Origin of the sequence: Streptomyces sp. NPDC058773, assembly GCF_042746015.1 — a bacterium.
Taxonomy (GTDB): domain Bacteria; phylum Actinomycetota; class Actinomycetes; order Streptomycetales; family Streptomycetaceae; genus Streptomyces.
Window position 1 is genome coordinate 12,097 of the sequence record NZ_JBHYPE010000011.1, and the last position, 15,663, is coordinate 27,759.

The 15,663-nt window shown below is 72.1% G+C and carries 14 protein-coding genes; 2 read left to right on the top strand and 12 right to left on the bottom strand.

What is annotated here, in order from left to right; genetic code table 11:
* Positions 1 to 18: 18 nt before the first annotated feature.
* Positions 19 to 720, bottom strand: coding sequence for an HAD family hydrolase (locus tag ACFW5B_RS12365; RefSeq protein ID WP_386437339.1), 702 nt, complete (start codon positions 718 to 720; stop codon positions 19 to 21).
* Between the two features lie 23 nt (positions 721 to 743).
* A complete protein-coding gene (locus tag ACFW5B_RS12370) occupies positions 744 to 1,217 on the bottom strand; it encodes an Lrp/AsnC family transcriptional regulator (RefSeq protein WP_386437342.1) in 474 nt (157 codons plus the stop codon).
* Positions 1,218 to 1,445: 228 nt separating this feature from the next.
* Between ACFW5B_RS12370 and ACFW5B_RS12375 the strand changes: the two genes are divergently transcribed.
* Entirely contained in the window at positions 1,446 to 2,954 is a 1,509-nt protein-coding gene (locus ACFW5B_RS12375) for an FUSC family protein (RefSeq protein WP_386437345.1), read from the top strand.
* 168 nt (positions 2,955 to 3,122) lie between these two features.
* Positions 3,123 to 4,220: a lactonase family protein gene (locus ACFW5B_RS12380; RefSeq protein ID WP_386437347.1), complete on the top strand. Its 1,098-nt coding sequence runs from the start codon at positions 3,123 to 3,125 to the stop codon at positions 4,218 to 4,220.
* A gap of 8 nt (positions 4,221 to 4,228) precedes the next feature.
* Here ACFW5B_RS12380 and ACFW5B_RS12385 read toward each other — a convergent pair whose 3' ends face one another.
* From ACFW5B_RS12385 to ACFW5B_RS12430, 10 genes are all read right to left on the bottom strand, one after another.
* Complete coding sequence (locus tag ACFW5B_RS12385) at positions 4,229 to 4,582, bottom strand: nuclear transport factor 2 family protein (protein ID WP_386437803.1); 354 nt, start codon at positions 4,580 to 4,582, stop codon at positions 4,229 to 4,231.
* Between the two features lie 67 nt (positions 4,583 to 4,649).
* A complete protein-coding gene (locus ACFW5B_RS12390; RefSeq protein ID WP_386437350.1) occupies positions 4,650 to 6,464 on the bottom strand; it encodes an Ig-like domain repeat protein in 1,815 nt (604 codons plus the stop codon).
* 759 nt (positions 6,465 to 7,223) lie between these two features.
* Positions 7,224 to 8,177 carry a sirohydrochlorin chelatase gene (locus ACFW5B_RS12395; protein ID WP_386437353.1) on the bottom strand — a complete coding sequence of 318 codons (954 nt, stop codon included), beginning with the start codon at positions 8,175 to 8,177 and terminating at the stop codon, positions 7,224 to 7,226.
* An 84-nt stretch (positions 8,178 to 8,261) separates the two neighbouring features.
* A complete protein-coding gene (locus ACFW5B_RS12400; RefSeq protein WP_386437356.1) occupies positions 8,262 to 9,287 on the bottom strand; it encodes an N-acetylglucosamine kinase in 1,026 nt (341 codons plus the stop codon).
* Positions 9,280 to 10,404, bottom strand: coding sequence for a phospholipid scramblase-related protein (locus ACFW5B_RS12405; protein WP_386437359.1), 1,125 nt, complete (start codon positions 10,402 to 10,404; stop codon positions 9,280 to 9,282). Before ACFW5B_RS12405 ends, ACFW5B_RS12400 begins: the two co-directional genes overlap by 8 nt.
* A 23-nt stretch (positions 10,405 to 10,427) precedes the next feature.
* The gene (locus tag ACFW5B_RS12410; protein WP_386437362.1) at positions 10,428 to 11,105 is read right to left on the bottom strand and encodes a uracil-DNA glycosylase; all 678 of its coding nucleotides are present in this window, start codon (positions 11,103 to 11,105) and stop codon (positions 10,428 to 10,430) included.
* A 312-nt stretch (positions 11,106 to 11,417) separates the two neighbouring features.
* Positions 11,418 to 12,503 carry a WD40/YVTN/BNR-like repeat-containing protein gene (locus ACFW5B_RS12415; protein ID WP_386437365.1) on the bottom strand — a complete coding sequence of 362 codons (1,086 nt, stop codon included), beginning with the start codon at positions 12,501 to 12,503 and terminating at the stop codon, positions 11,418 to 11,420.
* Between the two features lie 145 nt (positions 12,504 to 12,648).
* Positions 12,649 to 13,752 (bottom strand): NADH:flavin oxidoreductase/NADH oxidase, encoded by a 1,104-nt coding sequence (locus ACFW5B_RS12420; protein WP_386437367.1) that lies wholly within the window; start codon positions 13,750 to 13,752, stop codon positions 12,649 to 12,651.
* A gap of 355 nt (positions 13,753 to 14,107) precedes the next feature.
* A complete protein-coding gene (locus ACFW5B_RS12425; protein ID WP_386437369.1) occupies positions 14,108 to 14,566 on the bottom strand; it encodes a DUF5946 family protein in 459 nt (152 codons plus the stop codon).
* A 139-nt stretch (positions 14,567 to 14,705) separates the two neighbouring features.
* Positions 14,706 to 15,653, bottom strand: a complete 948-nt coding sequence (locus tag ACFW5B_RS12430; protein WP_386437372.1) for an NAD(P)H-dependent flavin oxidoreductase — start codon at positions 15,651 to 15,653, stop codon at positions 14,706 to 14,708.
* Between the last annotated feature and the right edge of the window lie 10 nt (positions 15,654 to 15,663).

Here is a 15,663-nt window from a genome sequence, read left to right on the forward strand (position 1 = left end):
GGTCACCGACGGGCGCCGTCACTTCAGCGCCGCCAGCCAGTCGTACGCCACCTGCGCCGTGAACTCCCCCTGGCCGCCCCGGAACAGCAGCCCCGCCTGCGCAAATGCCGGGTCATCGGCGGTGGCCGGCACATACGGGACGGCGATGCACCGCATGCCCGCCCGATGTGCCGCGAGCGCACCGGGCGCCGCGTCCTCCACCACCACACAGCGGGCGGGATCGGCCCCCAGCCGGCGCGCGGCCTCCAGGAACACATCCGGCTCCGGCTTGCCGTGCGCCACCTCCTCGGCCGACACGGCCGTGGTCAGCAGCGCGTCGAGCCCGGTTCCGGCGAGCACCACCTCGATCGCGGCCCGCGACGAGCCGGACGCCACCGCCATCGGATGCCCGGCCGCCGACAGCCGCTCCACGAGCACCCGCATCTCGGGGAAGACCTCGGTGTGCGCCCGCGCCAGCTCCAGATAGATCCGGTTCTTGCCGGTCAGCAGCTCCTCGACCGGGGCGTCCAGGCCGTACTCCGCGCGCAGGTGCGTCAGCGTCTCGCGGGTGCCGATGCCGATGAAGCGGGTGTGGTGCTCCCAGCTGAAGTCGGGCACCCCGTAGGCGGCCAGCAGCCGGCGCCCCGCCTCGTAGTAGTTCGGCTCGCTGTCCACCAGGGTGCCGTCGAGGTCGAAGATCACCGGGGCGGGCGGGAGCGGAGAAGCGGGGGAGGCGCTCATGCCCACCAGCATGCCAAGCCGACTCACCGCGGCCCGCCGCCGACCTCTTCGACCAGCGGCAGCATCCGGTGCGGCACCCGCTCCCGCAGCGCCATCTCGGTACGGGTCCGGACCACCCCCGGCAGGCTGATCAGCCGCTGGATCACATCCTCCAGATGCGCCGCGTCCCGGGCCACCACCCGGGTCAGCAGATCCCCGCCGCCGGTCGTCGAGAACGCCTCGATGATCTGCGGCACCTCGGCCAGCGCGTCCGCCACCTCCTCCAGATGCCCCTGGGTGACCTCGATGTGGACGAAGGCGAGCACCGGGTGGCCGAGCGCGGCGGGGGAGAGCCGGGGGCTGTAGGCGGTGATCACGCCGTCCCGTTCGAGGCGGTCCAGCCGCGCCTGGACGGTGCCGCGGGCGACGCCGAGGAGGCGTGCGTACTCCCGGACGCTGGTGCGCGGCTGCTCCAGCAGCAGTCCCAGGATCTTGGCGTCCAGCGCATCCACGGCCATGCTCAACGGTCTCCTCACGCACAGCTCACAGGAGCGGTCACTCTCGGTCACACTCCCGTCCATTGGCCTCGCGCCGATGGGCACGGAAGCCAGCCGACTGTACCAATGGCACACTACTTCCGACCTCTGTTGAGCAACCTGCCGCAGTGATGCTGTGATGGTCCCGTCGATGGCGCTGCGGATCCCCGCGGCGCCTTTTTCATGCGGTGATGTCGAAGGGCGGCAGCTGTGCTGAAGAGGGTGTTCGTGGCTCCGGATCCGGGGCTGCTGCGGCTGCGCAGCGCCACGCGGTCCGTCCTCGGCATCGGCCTGGCGGTCACCGTGTGTGCACTCACGGGGCACTCGCTCGTCGCGGCCATCACCGGCGGGCTCGCCGCGCTGCTCGCCCTCTTCACGGTCACCGACACCACCGTCCGCGGCCAGCTGATCACCACCGCGCTGCTGCCCGCGGTCGGCTTCCCGGTGCTCGCCGTCGCGGCCGTGCTGCACGACCACCCTCTGGCACGCGACGCGGTGTTCGTCGCCGTGGTGGGCGCGGGCGTCTACGCCCGCCGCTGGGGGCCGCGGGGCCACGCCCTCGGCGTGTTCGCGTTCATGACCTTCTTCGCGACGCAGTTCCTGCACACCGTGCCGGCCCAGTTGCCCGAGCTGTACACCGCGGTCGCCCTCGCGCTGCTCGCCGCCGCCACCGTCCGCTTCGCCGTGTGGTGCTACGAGCTCCGCCTGCCGCCCGTGACCGTGCCCGCCCCGCCCGGGGCCAGGGGGCTGGCCCGGACGACCACCCGCCAGGCGATCCAGGCGACGGCCGGCAGCACCTTCGCCCTGCTCGCCGGCCAACTGCTCTCCGAACAGCGCTGGTACTGGGCCGTGGGCGCCACCTGGTGGATCTTCGTGAACACCACGTCCCGCGGTGAAACCCTGGTCCGGGGCTTCCGCCGGGCCCTCGGCACGGTGCTCGGCATCGGCCTCGGACTGGTCGTCGCCGTCCCGCTGCACGGGAATCCCGTCCCCACGGTCGCCCTCGTCGCGTTCTGCGTGTTCGGGATCTTCTACACGGCCGCCGTCTCCTACACCTGGATGATGCTCGCGGTGACGCTGATGGCCGGGCTGCTGTACGGGCTGCTGGGCGTGCTGGACCCCGCGCTGCTCGTGCTGCGCCTCGCCGAGACCGGGGTGGGGGCGCTCGGCGCCGTCCTGGCCGTGCTCTTCGTGCTGCCCGTCACCACCCACGCCACCACCGACGCCTGGATCCAGCGCGCCCTGCGCTGCGTCCACCGGTGCACCGCCGAGGCCGCCGCCCGCCTGGCCGGCTCCCCGACCGCCGACCCCGCACCGCACATCGCCGAACTCACGCCCCTGCTCCACCGCGTACGGCTCTCGCTCGCCCCGCTGGTGCACCCGCTCAGCCCGCTGCGCGCCCGTAAGACACGGGCCCGCCAGGTGCTCGCACTGCTGGACGACTGTGCCCGTGAGGTCCGCGGGCTGGCCTCCGTCGCCGCCGACCCGGAGGCCTCCCACGACGCCCGGCTCACCGCCGCCTGCCTGCGGGTGGAGGCCGCCGTCGAGGCGCTCACCGCACCGCGCAGCAACCGTCACGCGACGGCCGCCGCCGTGGTGGTGTCGCAGCCGCCCGCGGCGGAGCCCGCGCTCGTCCATCTGCACGGCCTGGAACAGGCGCTGGCCGGACTCTCCGCGCCCCTGCGCAGCTCCCCGCGCGCCCCGCTGGTCGACGCCTGACCCGGGCACAACAGGGGGCAGCAGGCCCTCCTGACCGTAGGGAGTGGCCTTCGCGGTACGTACGGTCCGGCCCCGACGGCGGGAACCGGCCAACGCCCCGGACGCCACGCCCGTGCCTGTTAGCGTCGCCGCAGCGCCTCAATGGGGAGGCGGACGAAGGGCGGACCAGTGGGGACCAGCGTCAGCGGCCTGCGGGCCTACATCGGATCGTTCACCACGGCCGGCGGCCCCGGCATCACCACCGCGGCGGTCGACCCGGAGTCCGGCGCCCTCACCCCGCTGCACTCCACCGACCTCGTCCCCAACCCCTCCTATCTGGCGCCCGGCCCCGACGGCCGGTACCTCTACGCGGTCAGCGAGACCCCGGACGGCGCCGCGGCCGCCTTCGCCGTTACCCCGGACGGACCCGAACTGCTCGCCCCCGCCGTCCCCGTGAGCGGCGCCGACCCCACCCATCTCACCCTGGTGGACGGCCGGCTCGTCACCGCCAACTACAGCTCCGGCAGCGTCAGTACGCTCCGTGTACGGGACGACGGCACGCTCGCCGGCCCCGCCATCGTGCTCACCCACCGGGGCAGCGGCCCGCGCGCCGACCGCCAGGAGGGCCCGCACGCCCATGCCGTGCTGCCCGACCCCGGTGGCCGCTGGCTGCTCAGCGTCGACCTGGGCACCGACTCGGTCCGCAGCTGCGCCCTCGGCGCCGGCGACGGGGCGCTGACCGTACGCGCCGAGGCCCGGCTGCGCCCCGGCAGCGGTCCGCGCCATCTCGCCTTCCACCCGCGCGGCGACCGTGCCTATGTCATCAACGAACTCGACCCGACGGTGACCGTCTGCCGCTGGGACGCCGACCGGGGCGTGCTGACGCCCTTGAGGGAGACCCGCCTGCTCCCGGAGGGCGCCGCCACGGACTCCACCTCCCAGCGTTCATCACAGGGCGGAGGCGAAACACAGTCCGACGGCACCTTCCCCTCCGCACTCGTCCTCTCCAGGGACGGCCGGTTCGCCTGGGCCGCCAACCGGGGTCATGACAGCCTCTCCGTCCTCGCCCTCGACGCGTCCGGTGACACCGCCACACTCGTCACCACCGTCCCCTGCGGCGGCCATTGGCCCCGCGACCTGGCGCTGCACCCCGACGGCCGGCACCTGTACGCCGCCAATGAGCGCTCCGGAGACGTCACTTGGTTCACCGTCGACCCGGCGACCGGCATCCCGGCCAGGGGCGGATCGGTCGAGGCGCCGGCCGCCTCCTGCGTGGTCTTCGCCTGACCGGCCCCTCACCCCTGCGGAAAGCGCCCGCCGAAGTACACCTGCGTCTCGGTGACCCGTCCGCCCCGCACCGTCATCACCTCGACGTTCCGATGGCGCTCGCCCGTCGTCAGCTCGTACTCGTACCGGACGAAGACCTGCTCGCCGTCGATGGCCACGGCATCGAGGATGTCCTGTCGGCGCAGCCGGTCCGCCGTGGGGAAGCAGATCGCCAGGAACGCGGCCCGGTCGATGTGATCGTCCTGCGGGCTGGTGAAGACGAAATCCTCGGCGAGCAATCGCTCCATGGCCGCGCGGTCCTGGGCGAGATAGGCGGCGAAGGCGGCACGTACGACATCGACGGGGGCGGCCGGATCGTGCAGTGGGGCCACGGTGTGTTCCTCCAGTCGCAGCGGGCCAGGTGACCTGGGGCGTTCGGAGCCAATGAGATCACTCCGGGAGGGGGATGAACAGCAGGATGCCGTGGGCCGTGGCGCCGGTGTAGCAGGCATTGCCGGGGAAGGCGGCGGTGTAGAAGGGGGTGGCGATGGCGAAGACGGGGACGACGGCGTTGTGGAGGGTGGCCGTACCGGTGGCGTCGGTGACGGCGGTGCCGAGGTTGACCGGGCCGAAGAGCGTGGTGGCGGTGAAGGTCACCGGCTGACCGGCCACCGGCATCCCCGAGGTGGTCGTCAGAGTGGCGCTGAGGGTGGGGATGTAGAACTCGGGCAGCGGGGTCAGCCGGAGCCGGATGGTGCCTGGCTGCGCGGTCAGTTTTGTGGGGTTGGAGTTCACGGTGACGGGGGTGCCGGCGTTGGAGCCGGTGAAGCAGCTGTCACCGCTGTAGACGGCGGTGAGGATGCCGGTGGTCAGGGCCGTGGTGGTGAAGCAGGCCTGCCCCGATGCGTTGACGGGGACCATCTGGATCTGGCCGTTGGGGAGGGTGAAGGTGACCGTGCCGGTCGGCACCGAGGTGGTGCCTGGTGCCGGGGTGATGGTGGCGCACACGGTCACGCTCTGCCCGCAGGTGGAGGGGTTCGGCGTCACCGACAGCGCCGTCGTGGTGGGGTTGGTGCTCACGGTGACGGGGGTGGGGTTGCCGTTCACGGTCGCGGTGAACATACCCGCGGTGTAGGTGTGGGTGGTCTGCCCGCTCCCGGTGGCGTCCAGGGGGACGGTGACCGCGGGGCTGGCGTCCCCGAAGTTCACCACCGCCGTCCCGTTCGGAGTCCCCCCGGAAATGTTGAACGTCACCGGTTGCCCGCACACCGGCGACACCGGCGAGTTCGTCACCGTCAACGGCGAAATCTCCGTCACATTGGCCGAATTGGCGTTGGTGACGTAGACGTTGCTGTTCTGCGCCGCCGCCACCGAGAACGGGAACGCGCCGACGGGGACGGTGGCCACGACCGTGTTCGTGGTGCTGCTGATCACCGTCACGTTGTTGGAATTGCTGTTGCCGACGTAGACGTTGCCGGTCGGCGCCACCGCCACCCCGAACGGGCCCCCGCCGGTGGGGACGGTGGCAAGGACCGTGTTCGTGGCGCTGTCGATCACCGTCACGTTGTTGGAAACGGTGTTGGTGACGTAGACGTTGCCGTTCTGCGCGATCGCGATCACCCCCGGGACCGAGCCGGCGGGGACGGTGGCCACGACGGTGTTCGTGGCGCTGTCGATCACGGTCACGTTGTTCGAGGTCTGGTTGGCGATGTAGACGTTGCCGTTCTGCGCCACCGCCGCATAGCCCGGGAAACCACCGGTGGGGAGGGTGGTAATGACGGTGTTCGTGGCACTGTTGATCACCGTCACGGTGCCCGCGTTCCGGTTGGCGACGTAGACGTTGCCGTTCTGCGCCACCGCCACGGCGTCCGGGACCGCACCGACGGGGACGGTGGCCAGGACCGTGTTCGTGGCGCTGCTGATCACCGTCACGTTGTTCGACGTGCTGTTGGCGACGTAGACGTTGCCGTTCGGCGCCACCGCCAGTGCGAACGGGCCCCCGCCGACGGGGACGGTGGCCAGGACCGTGTTCGTGGCGCTGTTGATCACCGTCACGTTGTTCGAGCTCTGGTTGGTGACGTAGACGTTGCCGTTCTGCGCCACCGCGATCATGGCCGGGTCCGAGCCGGCGGGGACGGTGGCCAGGACGGTGTTCGTGGTGCTGTTGATCACCGTGACGTTGGCCGAATTGGCGTTGCCGACGTAGACGTTGCCGTTCTGCGCCACCGCCACCGCCAGCGGGGTCGTGCCCGCCGGGATCGTCACCGTGGAGAACGCCGCACTGAACGGCGCGGCCGCAAGCCCCCGTACAGCGGCCGCTTCAGATCCACCGGCCGGTACAACCGGCCGGACCCCGCCGGCTACCGCCGGAGCTCCCAACCAACTCGTAGTCGGTTCCATGACACACCTCTCTGCTGAGAGGGCCGCCCAAGAACTCCCACCGGGGCCCGCGTCGCACGACGCCGGTATACGCGAACCGGATCACCGCTTGCACACCGGGACAGAGCGAGGCCACGCCGGCACGTACCGCGCACCCGCGCACCACAGGAGGTTGCCTCTCTCCCCGGAGAGATGGGCAACCCACCGGAAAACGGTCACGACCATTAACCCGAAATGGCCAATGGAACACCACCGCCTTGACTCGGTATCACCCGGACAGACCAATACGCGGCTCAACCCGGGCACGCCGCACGAGAGGACGAACTGGCACGCGATGTGGCCCGGTAGGTGGCCCGGTAGGCGTCGTCCGGCACCCGGAGTCATCGGCCGGCGCCGGAGGGGGACAGCAAGTGCCCTGTGCGCCTCTCTCGCGGGCGTACGGGTGTTCGCTCACCCGCAGCGCACCCTTCGCCGTTCCGGGCTGTCTGGCGGGCGTCTGCGCCGCTCAGGGCGGGAAGCGGAGCTATTACCTCCGTCCGGCTGAGGCGACTCCGGTAGGGGCGAATCCACCTCGGCAAGGCGAAGGGCCGCCCCGCGCGCTGCGCGAAGACGGCCCCTCGGAGAACGGTGTCCGGTCCGGGCGGACTAGCGGACCGGAACCCCCTGCGTCTGCGTCGGGAGGGTGATGCCCACCGCCGCCGCGTAGTTCGAGAGCACCAGCCGGCCGACCGTGCCGTAGGCGCCCAGCGCCTCGGCCGAGGAGCAACCCGCTTCCGCCGCGGCCGCCCCCAGAAGACCCTCGGTGATCTCCGGGCCGATCAGGTACGGGGCCAGCGCCAGCTGCTGCGAACCGGCCTCCCGAAGCTGCTCGGCGGTACGGGAGATCGCGCCCTCCTCGTCCAGGGCGGCGGCCAGCACCGGCACCGCGAGCCGCGCGGAGAGCAGCATGCCGGTGATCCCGGCGGCCTGCACGGCCTCCTCGCCGCCCACGGTGGCGAGGATGATGCCGTCCGCCGCGGTGGCGACGGTGAACAGCCGGGCCCGGTCCGCACGCGCCAGACCGGCCTCCGACAGCCGGACGTGCAGCGCCTCGGCGAGCAGCGGATGCGGGCCGAGGACATCGGTCAGCTCGGCGCCGGAACCGCTGTTCATCATCGCCTGGCGTATCCGGCGCAGCAGCGCGCTGTCCGGTCCGGCCAGCAGCGGCACCACGACGGCGGCGGGTCCGGGGTCGGGCTGTCCGTCGGCGTCCACCCGGTCCTTGTGCTCGGCGGCGGCGTGCGCCAGCACGGCCTCCAGGGACGGGAACTCGTCGTCGCCACCGTCGACATAGCCGATCCGGGCGTCGAGGCCCGGGAGTTCGGAGCGGGCGATGCTGGAGACCTCTTCCGCCAGGCTGCGCGAGGCGGCGGAGGGGGAGCCGGGGACTGCCAGCACCAGGGCGGGCGCGCCCTCGGGTGCGGCGAGCGGCTCCGGCTTGCGGTGGCGGCCGGACTGCCGGCGCGGCATACGTACCGGCAGACCGGGTGCGGCTCCCGGGCTCGGGGAGGCGGCGTCAAAATCGGGCGAGCCAGGTGCGGGCCCAGTGGGGGAACTCATGGCGTCGCATGCTAACGCCTCGGACCACCCCCGCGCCGAGGGAGGGTTCGGTCGAGCGGTATCCGTCCCGATTTATCCCGCGCGTCACCCCGGCGCAAGCCGTGTGATCTGCAACAACTTCCCCTCGGCGGGCAGCGTCAGCCGGTCGCCGGCCAGTGCCGCGGCGAGGGTCAGTGCCCCGGCGAGCGGGCTCCCGGCAGCGGAGGTCAACTCGGCTTCCGGCAGCCGCTCGACGAGCGCCCTACGCAGCGGAGCCAGCAGGATGTCGCCCATGCCGAACAGCCCGCCGGTACAGGCCACCGCGCGGCCGGCGCCCGGCGGGCAGACCGCGGCCGCGGCATCGGCGAGATGGCCCGCCGCGGCCCGCAGGATTCCGAGGGCCACCGTGTCGTCCGCGATGGCACAGCGGGCGACCTCCGGGGCGAACGAGGCCAGTACGGCGGGCCGGTCGGGGCGCGGGTAGAGCGCCACGGGCAGCTCGGTGACCGGCCCGAACACCGCTTCCGCGCGCGTCAGCAGGGCGGCCGAACCGCCCGGCCGCCCGTCGTACGCCCGCAGCGCGGCCTCCAGACCCGCGCGGCCGATCCAGGCGCCGCCACCGCAGTCGCCCAGCAGATGCCCCCAGCCGTCCGCGCGGCGCCAACCACCCTCCGGGGTCAGGTCGGTGCCCAGGGCGATCGCGCCGGTCCCCGCGGCGAGGACCGCTCCCGGCCGCTGCCCCAGCGCCCCGGCGTACGCGGTGACCGCGTCCGCGGCGAGCGCCAGCTGCCGCACCCCGAAGGCGGTCGCCAGCGCGGCCGGCAGCCGGGCGCGCAGCTCCTCGCCCAGCGAGGCCATGCCGGCCGCGCCCACGCACACCGCGGTGAATCCGTCCGCACCGACTTCCCGAGCCAACTCCGCTGCTGCGGGCAGCAGTTGAGTCAGCAGATGCTCCGCGTCGATCCCCGCGGGGCCGGTGCGCACCGGCTCGTGCGAGGTACGCCGGGCCAGCGGCCGGGTGGCGTCGTCGGCGCGGGCGACGGCGAGCCGCAGCCCCGAGCCGCCCGAGTCGACGCCGAGGACATGGCCGGTCCCGGGGGCCTCCGGGGCGCGGCCGGCCGGGTCACCCAAAGCCGCGGGCGTCCTGCTTGAGGGCGGTGTCGACGGTCAGCGCCGTGGCGACGACCAGGCTCAGCAGCGGGTCGGGCAGCTGCTGGTGGATCTGCAGGACGTAGTTGTCCGCGGACGTGAACATCGTCTTGGCGAGGCCTTCCCAGGTCTTGGTGATCCGGGCGACCTCGGTGTCGGCGTGGTCGACGATGGCGAAGTTCCAGGCGCGCCAGTTCTCCGCCTTGATGGCGCCGATCTGCTGGCCGTTGACCATCATCGCGAAGTTGATCTTCCCGATGGCGTTCTGCTGCACGATCTCGCCGACCGGCGAACCGTCCGGACGCTGCACGATCACCTTGGACTTGATGAACTTCGCGGGCCGGGTCAGCACCAGCTGCGGCTGGCCGTACGCGTCCCGGATCTCCAGCTTGTGAGTCATGTACTGATCGAGGCTGGAGACGACCCGCAGCACCTTCTTGGCCGTGCTCTGGCCGACCTGGACGACCGCGCCCAGGGTGTTGCCGTGCTGGTCGAAGACGCTGTACTCGTTGGTGACCTCGATCAGCTTGGCCTTCTGGTTGACCACCAGCACCGGTTCGGTGAAGAGGGTGCCACCGCCCGGACCGCCGGCCGCCACCCCGGCCTGCTGCTGCACCTGCCGCTGCACGCCGGCCGGGTTCCCGCCCGGCTGCCCCGCCATCGGCTGCTGCCCGTACGGCTGCGGCATCGGCTGGCCGGGCGCGTGCCGGCCGGGTGCCGCCTGGCCGGGCGCCTGCTGGGGGTAGCCGTAGCCCTGGCCGTGCGGTGCGCCCCCCTGCTGCGGGCCCGGATAGGGGGCCTGGCCCGGCGCATGACCCGGAGCCTGCGCGGGCTGCTGCGGAGCGAACTGCTGCGGCATCTGCTGCTGCGCCGGCGCCTGGGGGGCCTGCTGAGCGGTCTGTTGCTGTGGTGCGTGGTGCTGGGGCGCCTGCTGTGCCTGCTGGGGGGCCGGCTGGGCGGCCGGTGCCTGGCCCGGCGCCGCGGCCTGTTGTCCCGGGTGGGTGTGCTCCGTCCACTGGGACCCGTCCCACCAGCGAAGTTGGTGGGGGGTGCCCTGAGGGTCGGCGTACCAACCCGCAGGGATGTTCGCATTCGTCATGCGGGGCACACTATCGCCCGTGGTCAGGGCAGCCTCCAGTCGACGGGCTGGGCACCCTGCCGCACGAGGAGGTCGTTCACCCGACTGAAGGGCCGCGAGCCGAAGAAGCCCCGGTCGGCGGACATGGGGGAGGGGTGGGCGGACTCGACGGCCGGCAGATCGCCGAGCAGCGGCCGCAGATTGCGCGCGTCGCGCCCCCACAGCACCGACACCAACGGGCGGCCGCGCGCCACCAGCGCCCGGATGGCCTGCTCGGTGACCTCCTCCCAGCCCTTGCCGCGGTGCGCGGCGGGCTTGCGGGGGGCCGTCGTCAGCGCCCTGTTCAGCAGCAGTACGCCCTGGCGGGTCCACGGCGTCAGATCGCCGTTCGACGGGCGCGGGAGTCCGAGGTCGGAGTGCAGCTCCCGGAAGATGTTCTCCAGGCTGCCCGGCAGCGGGCGAACGTCCGGCGCCACGGAGAAACTGAGCCCGACCGCATGCCCCGGGGTCGGATAGGGGTCCTGTCCGACGATGAGGACCCGTACGTCGTCAAAGGGTTGTTGGAAGGCCCGCAGCACATTGTTGCCGGCCGGGAGATAGGTGCGTCCCGCGGCGATCTCCGCCCGCAGGAAGTCACCCATCGCGGCGATCCGTCCGGCAACGGGCTCAAGTGCCTTGGCCCAGCCCGGTTCGACAATGTCTTGGAGAGGTCGTGCAGCCACGGGATCACCCTACTGGCCGCGGGCCCCTCGTCTTCAACCGATGGCCTGGGGACGGGCCGGCGGCAGCGGCAGCGAGGAGGTCCTCGTTTGTGGCGGAGGGAGCACCCCCTTGGCGGCCCGCAGCGTTGGAACCCCGGCCGGAGCGGCGGCCGTCCCCGGCGGCCCGTAGCGGCGAACGCCTCAACCGCTCAGCCCCGCCGCTCCGTTACCGGCCGCTCGGTCCGGCTGCCTGTCCGGCTGGCTGCCTGTCCGCCTGCCGCTCTCGGCATCGTCCCGTCTTCTGTCACCTTCCCGTCGTCACTGTCCTCCCCCTCAGGCAACAGCGGCCGCCCGTACGCACAGCACATCCGGCAAATGGGAGGCGAGCTGCTGCCAGCTGTCGCCGTCGTCCGCGCTGGCGTACACCTCACCGTTACGATTGCCGAAATACACCCCCGCGGGGTCGCTGTCGTCGACGGAGAGCGCGTCCCTGAGCACCGTGCCGTAGTGGTCCTCGTCCGGCAGTCCCGCGCTCAGCGGCTCCCAGCTCCGTCCCGCGTCGTCGGTGCGGAAGACCCGGCAGCGGTGCTCGGCCGGCACCCGGTCGATATCGGCCGTGATCGGGAAGAGGTAGGCGACGTCTCCCTTGCGCGGGTGTGCGGCCACCGCGAAGCCGAAGTCCGAGGGGAGTCCGCTGCCGATATCCGTCCACTGCGCGCCCGCGTCATCGCTGCGGTAGACGCCCCAGTGGTTCTGGAGATACAGCCGGTTGTGGTTGACCGGGTCCCGCGCGATCTTGTGGACGCACTGGCCGAACTCCGGATGCTGATCCGGCAGGAAGACCGCCTTGACGCCCTTGTTGGACGGGGCCCAGCTCGCGCCGCCGTCGAGGCTGCGGAAGACCCCGGCGGCGGAGACCGCGACCGTGACCGCATCGGGGTCCCGGGGATCGGTGATCACGGTGTGGACGGCCAGCCCGCCGCCGCCCGGCACCCACTGCTCCCGGCTCGGGTGCTCCCACAGCGCCCGTACGAGTTCGAAGGTCTCGCCGCCGTCCTCGGAGCGGAACAGCCCGCCCGGCTCGGTACCCGCGTAGACCACATCGGGTGCGGCCGGTCCTGCGGGATGCAGCTGCCACACCCGTTCCAGCGAAGTCCCGGTGTCCGGCGGGTACTTGACCGCGGGGCGGGAGGGCTCGTGCCAGGTCTCGCCCAGGTCGTCGGAGTGGAACACCGACGGCCCCCAGTGGGCACTGTCGGCACCGGCCAGCAGCCGGGGCGTCGTGCGACGGGTGTCGATCCCGAGGGAGTACACCGCCTGCGCGGGGAAATGCGGGCCGCTCAGTTCCCAGTCGCCGTGTCGCCGACGCCCGATGAAGAGCCCTTTGCGCGTGCCCACCGCGAGTAGTACGTCAGTCATGCCGGAACACCTCCGGGACGCCGTTGTCTCAGATAGTGGCAAGTCTGCACCCGACCACTGACAATGGCGTCCCGGACCACATCCGTGCAGGTCGGACGGTGCGGCATCCGCTCCCGCCGCGGACGCAGCGGGCCCTCCGGCGGCCTCAGACGGCCCGGTGGTACTGGTTCGGCACCGCGATCTCCGCCCCCAGTTCCCGGGCCGCGTGCAGGGCGAAGCTGGGGGAGCGCAGCAGCTCGCGGCCGAGCAGTACGGCGTCGGCCTGACCGTCCGCGATGATCTTCTCGGCCTGCCGTGCCTCGGTGATCAGGCCGACCGCGCCCACCGCCAGGCCGCTCTCCTTCTTGACCCGCTCCGCGAACGGCACCTGATAGCCGGGCCCCGCGGCGATCCTGGCGTCGGGTGCGTTGCCGCCCGTGGAGGTGTCCAGCAGGTCGACGCCGTGTTCCCGCAGGTCGTGGGCGAAGCGCACGGTGTCGTCGGCCGTCCAGCCCTCGCGCGCGTCAGTGGTGTCCTCGGTGAGCCAGTCGGTCGCCGAGATCCGGAAGAAGACCGGCAGTTCGTCCGGCCAGACCGCCCGTACGGCGTCCACGACCTCCAGTGCGAACCGTGTCCGGTTCTCGTACGAGCCGCCGTACTCGTCGGTGCGCCGGTTGGTGAACGGGGAGAGGAACTCATTGATCAGATACCCGTGCGCACCGTGGATCTCGGCCACCTGGAAGCCGGCCGCCAGCGCCCGCCGCGCCGCCGCACCGAACTGCGCCACCCGCTCACGGATCTGCGCCACGGACAGCTCCGCCGGCGTCGCGAACCCGTCGTCGAACGGCACCGCACTCGGCCCGACCGGCTCCCACCCAAGCCGCTGACCAGGAAGAATCGGGCCCCCGCGATGCACCCACGTCCGCTCGGTCGAGGCCTTCCGGCCGGCATGTGCGATCTGGATTCCGGGAACGGTTCCCTGCGCCTTGAGGAAGTCGGTGATCCGGCGGAACGCCTCGGTCTGCGTGTCATTCCACAGCCCGAGGTCGTACGGAGTGATCCGCCCCTCGGGGCTCACCGCGGTCGCCTCGGCGAGGATCAGGCCGGTTCCGCCGGCCGCTCGCGCCGCCAGGTGCTGGAAGTGCCAGTCACCGGGCACCCCCTCTGCCGGGCCCTCGGGGTCCGCCGAGTACTGGCACATCGGCGCCATCCAGAGACGGTTCGGGACGGTCAGCGAGCGAAGGGTGATGGGCTCGAACAGTGCGCTCACAGCAGGCTCCTGTACCTGAAGGTGAACGGGCACCGACCGGAACCCGCTGTCATACGATAGCCGTCGTACTACGGCACCTGTCAAACTACGACGCCTATCGAACGATGCATGGATGGGCGGGGGTGGGCAGGTAGGCGGGGCGGCGGCCGGTGAGCGGTCGATGGAGCGGGGTGCCGGGGGTGGCACCAGTAGTGGCGCGAACGTGGTGAGCCGGGGCGCAGCCGAAAGGGCAGGGGCGGAAGGGGCAGTGATGGTCTCCGGCGCGGGCGGCACCGCTGACCGGCATCACGCAAGGCACGTCCAGCAGCTCAGCCGCGCCGTGCGCCGGCTTCCCGCCGGGCCCAGGGACTTCCGGTCAAGCGCTGCGGCTCCATGCGTCGACCGTGGCGGCGGCCCAAGCCTTGACGCGTTCCGCGAACTCCTCGGCGGGGAACGTCCCGTCGACGGCGACGTCTTCGATCGTGACGGAGAAACGGGTGGGCGGCGCGTCCCGGCGCGGCGGTGCGGTGTCGCGGGCGACTGGCGAAGGGCCGCTCTTCACGCGATGCGAGTTGCCACGACGAGCCTGACCGACAAGTTGGTTCACCGCATCGAGGCCGTCTTCGAGGTATGCGTGCAGGAGCGCCCAGGCCCTCGCGCCACCGTCGGAGGGAAGCCGACTGGGGTGCTGGAACAGAAAGCAAGCGACTGAGACGCCGTGCAACGGCCCCCACGGTGCCTGCCGTCCGTGATCCAACGCGAGCAAGACCTGGAACAGGTCGTCACAGGATCGCGACTCCACGACGGGCACACCGCACTCCGCGCAGGGCTCCATGCTCCCTCCTCGATCGTCGGAGTGCAGCGTAGTACTCCAACTGGCATTCAGGCATTGCCATTTCGGGGCGGTCTCTCCCTCGGCGATCGCGCAGTGCGGACTCACCGCTGTAGTGGCGTGGTGCAGGGAAGCGGCAGTCTCAGGTGGCACCCGTCCGGCTGATGAGGGCTGCGGCGTCCGCGGCGAGGTCCACCACGATGCGGCCCGCCGGGGTGACGTCGTGGACGAGCCCGGCGCTCTGGCCCGCGTAGAGGGCGAGCGCCTCCACCTCACCCGTCATTCCGGGGGCAGGGACCGTGTCGTCGTAACGCGACCAGGCCCGTCCGTCGGCGCTCCGGGCCACTATTGCGCCTTCGCCGGGGCGATTCGGAGCGGCCGGACGGTCCGCGGCCTCCCAGGTGCGGAGCGTGGAGTTGCGCAGGGCGCGATGCGGGGCGTTGGGCCAGCCGCCGTCAAAGCACCGTGTGTGCACCGCGTCCTGCGGCGCCGCCTGGATGACGGCTTGACGGTAGACCTCGTGCGTGGCCGCCTCGGATGCCGTCAGGAAGCGGGTGCCAAGCCATCCGGCCTGGGCGCCGAGGGCAAGTGCGGCGGCGAGCCCGCGCCCGTCGGCGATCCCGCCGGCCGCGATGACGGGCACCGGGTGCACCGCGTCCGCGACCGCGGGCACGAGCGCCATCGTGGTGACCTCCCCGCGGACATGGCCGCCTGCTTCACACCCTTGGGCCACGATCACATCGACGCCTGCGGCAACGGCGCGTTCGGCCTCGGCGACCGAACCGACCGTGTGGAGGTGCAGGGAACCGGCCGAGTGCACACGCGCGGTGACGTCCGAGGGGTCACCCCAGAACGTCGAGATGACCGGCACGTCTTCTGCCAGGCAGGCGTCGAGAAGCTCGTCAACGGGGAAGTCCAGCACCAGATTCGCGGCGAAGGGCCTCGGTGTCGCCCGCCGAACCTGTCGGATCCGGCGCACCGCCTCCTCGGCCGTGACCCAGGTCAGTGCAAGGGTGCCGAGTCCTCCTGCGTTGGCCACCGCCGCCACCAGCTCCGTGGTGACCGCGGACCCGATGGGCGCCTGCACCACGGGTACGCTG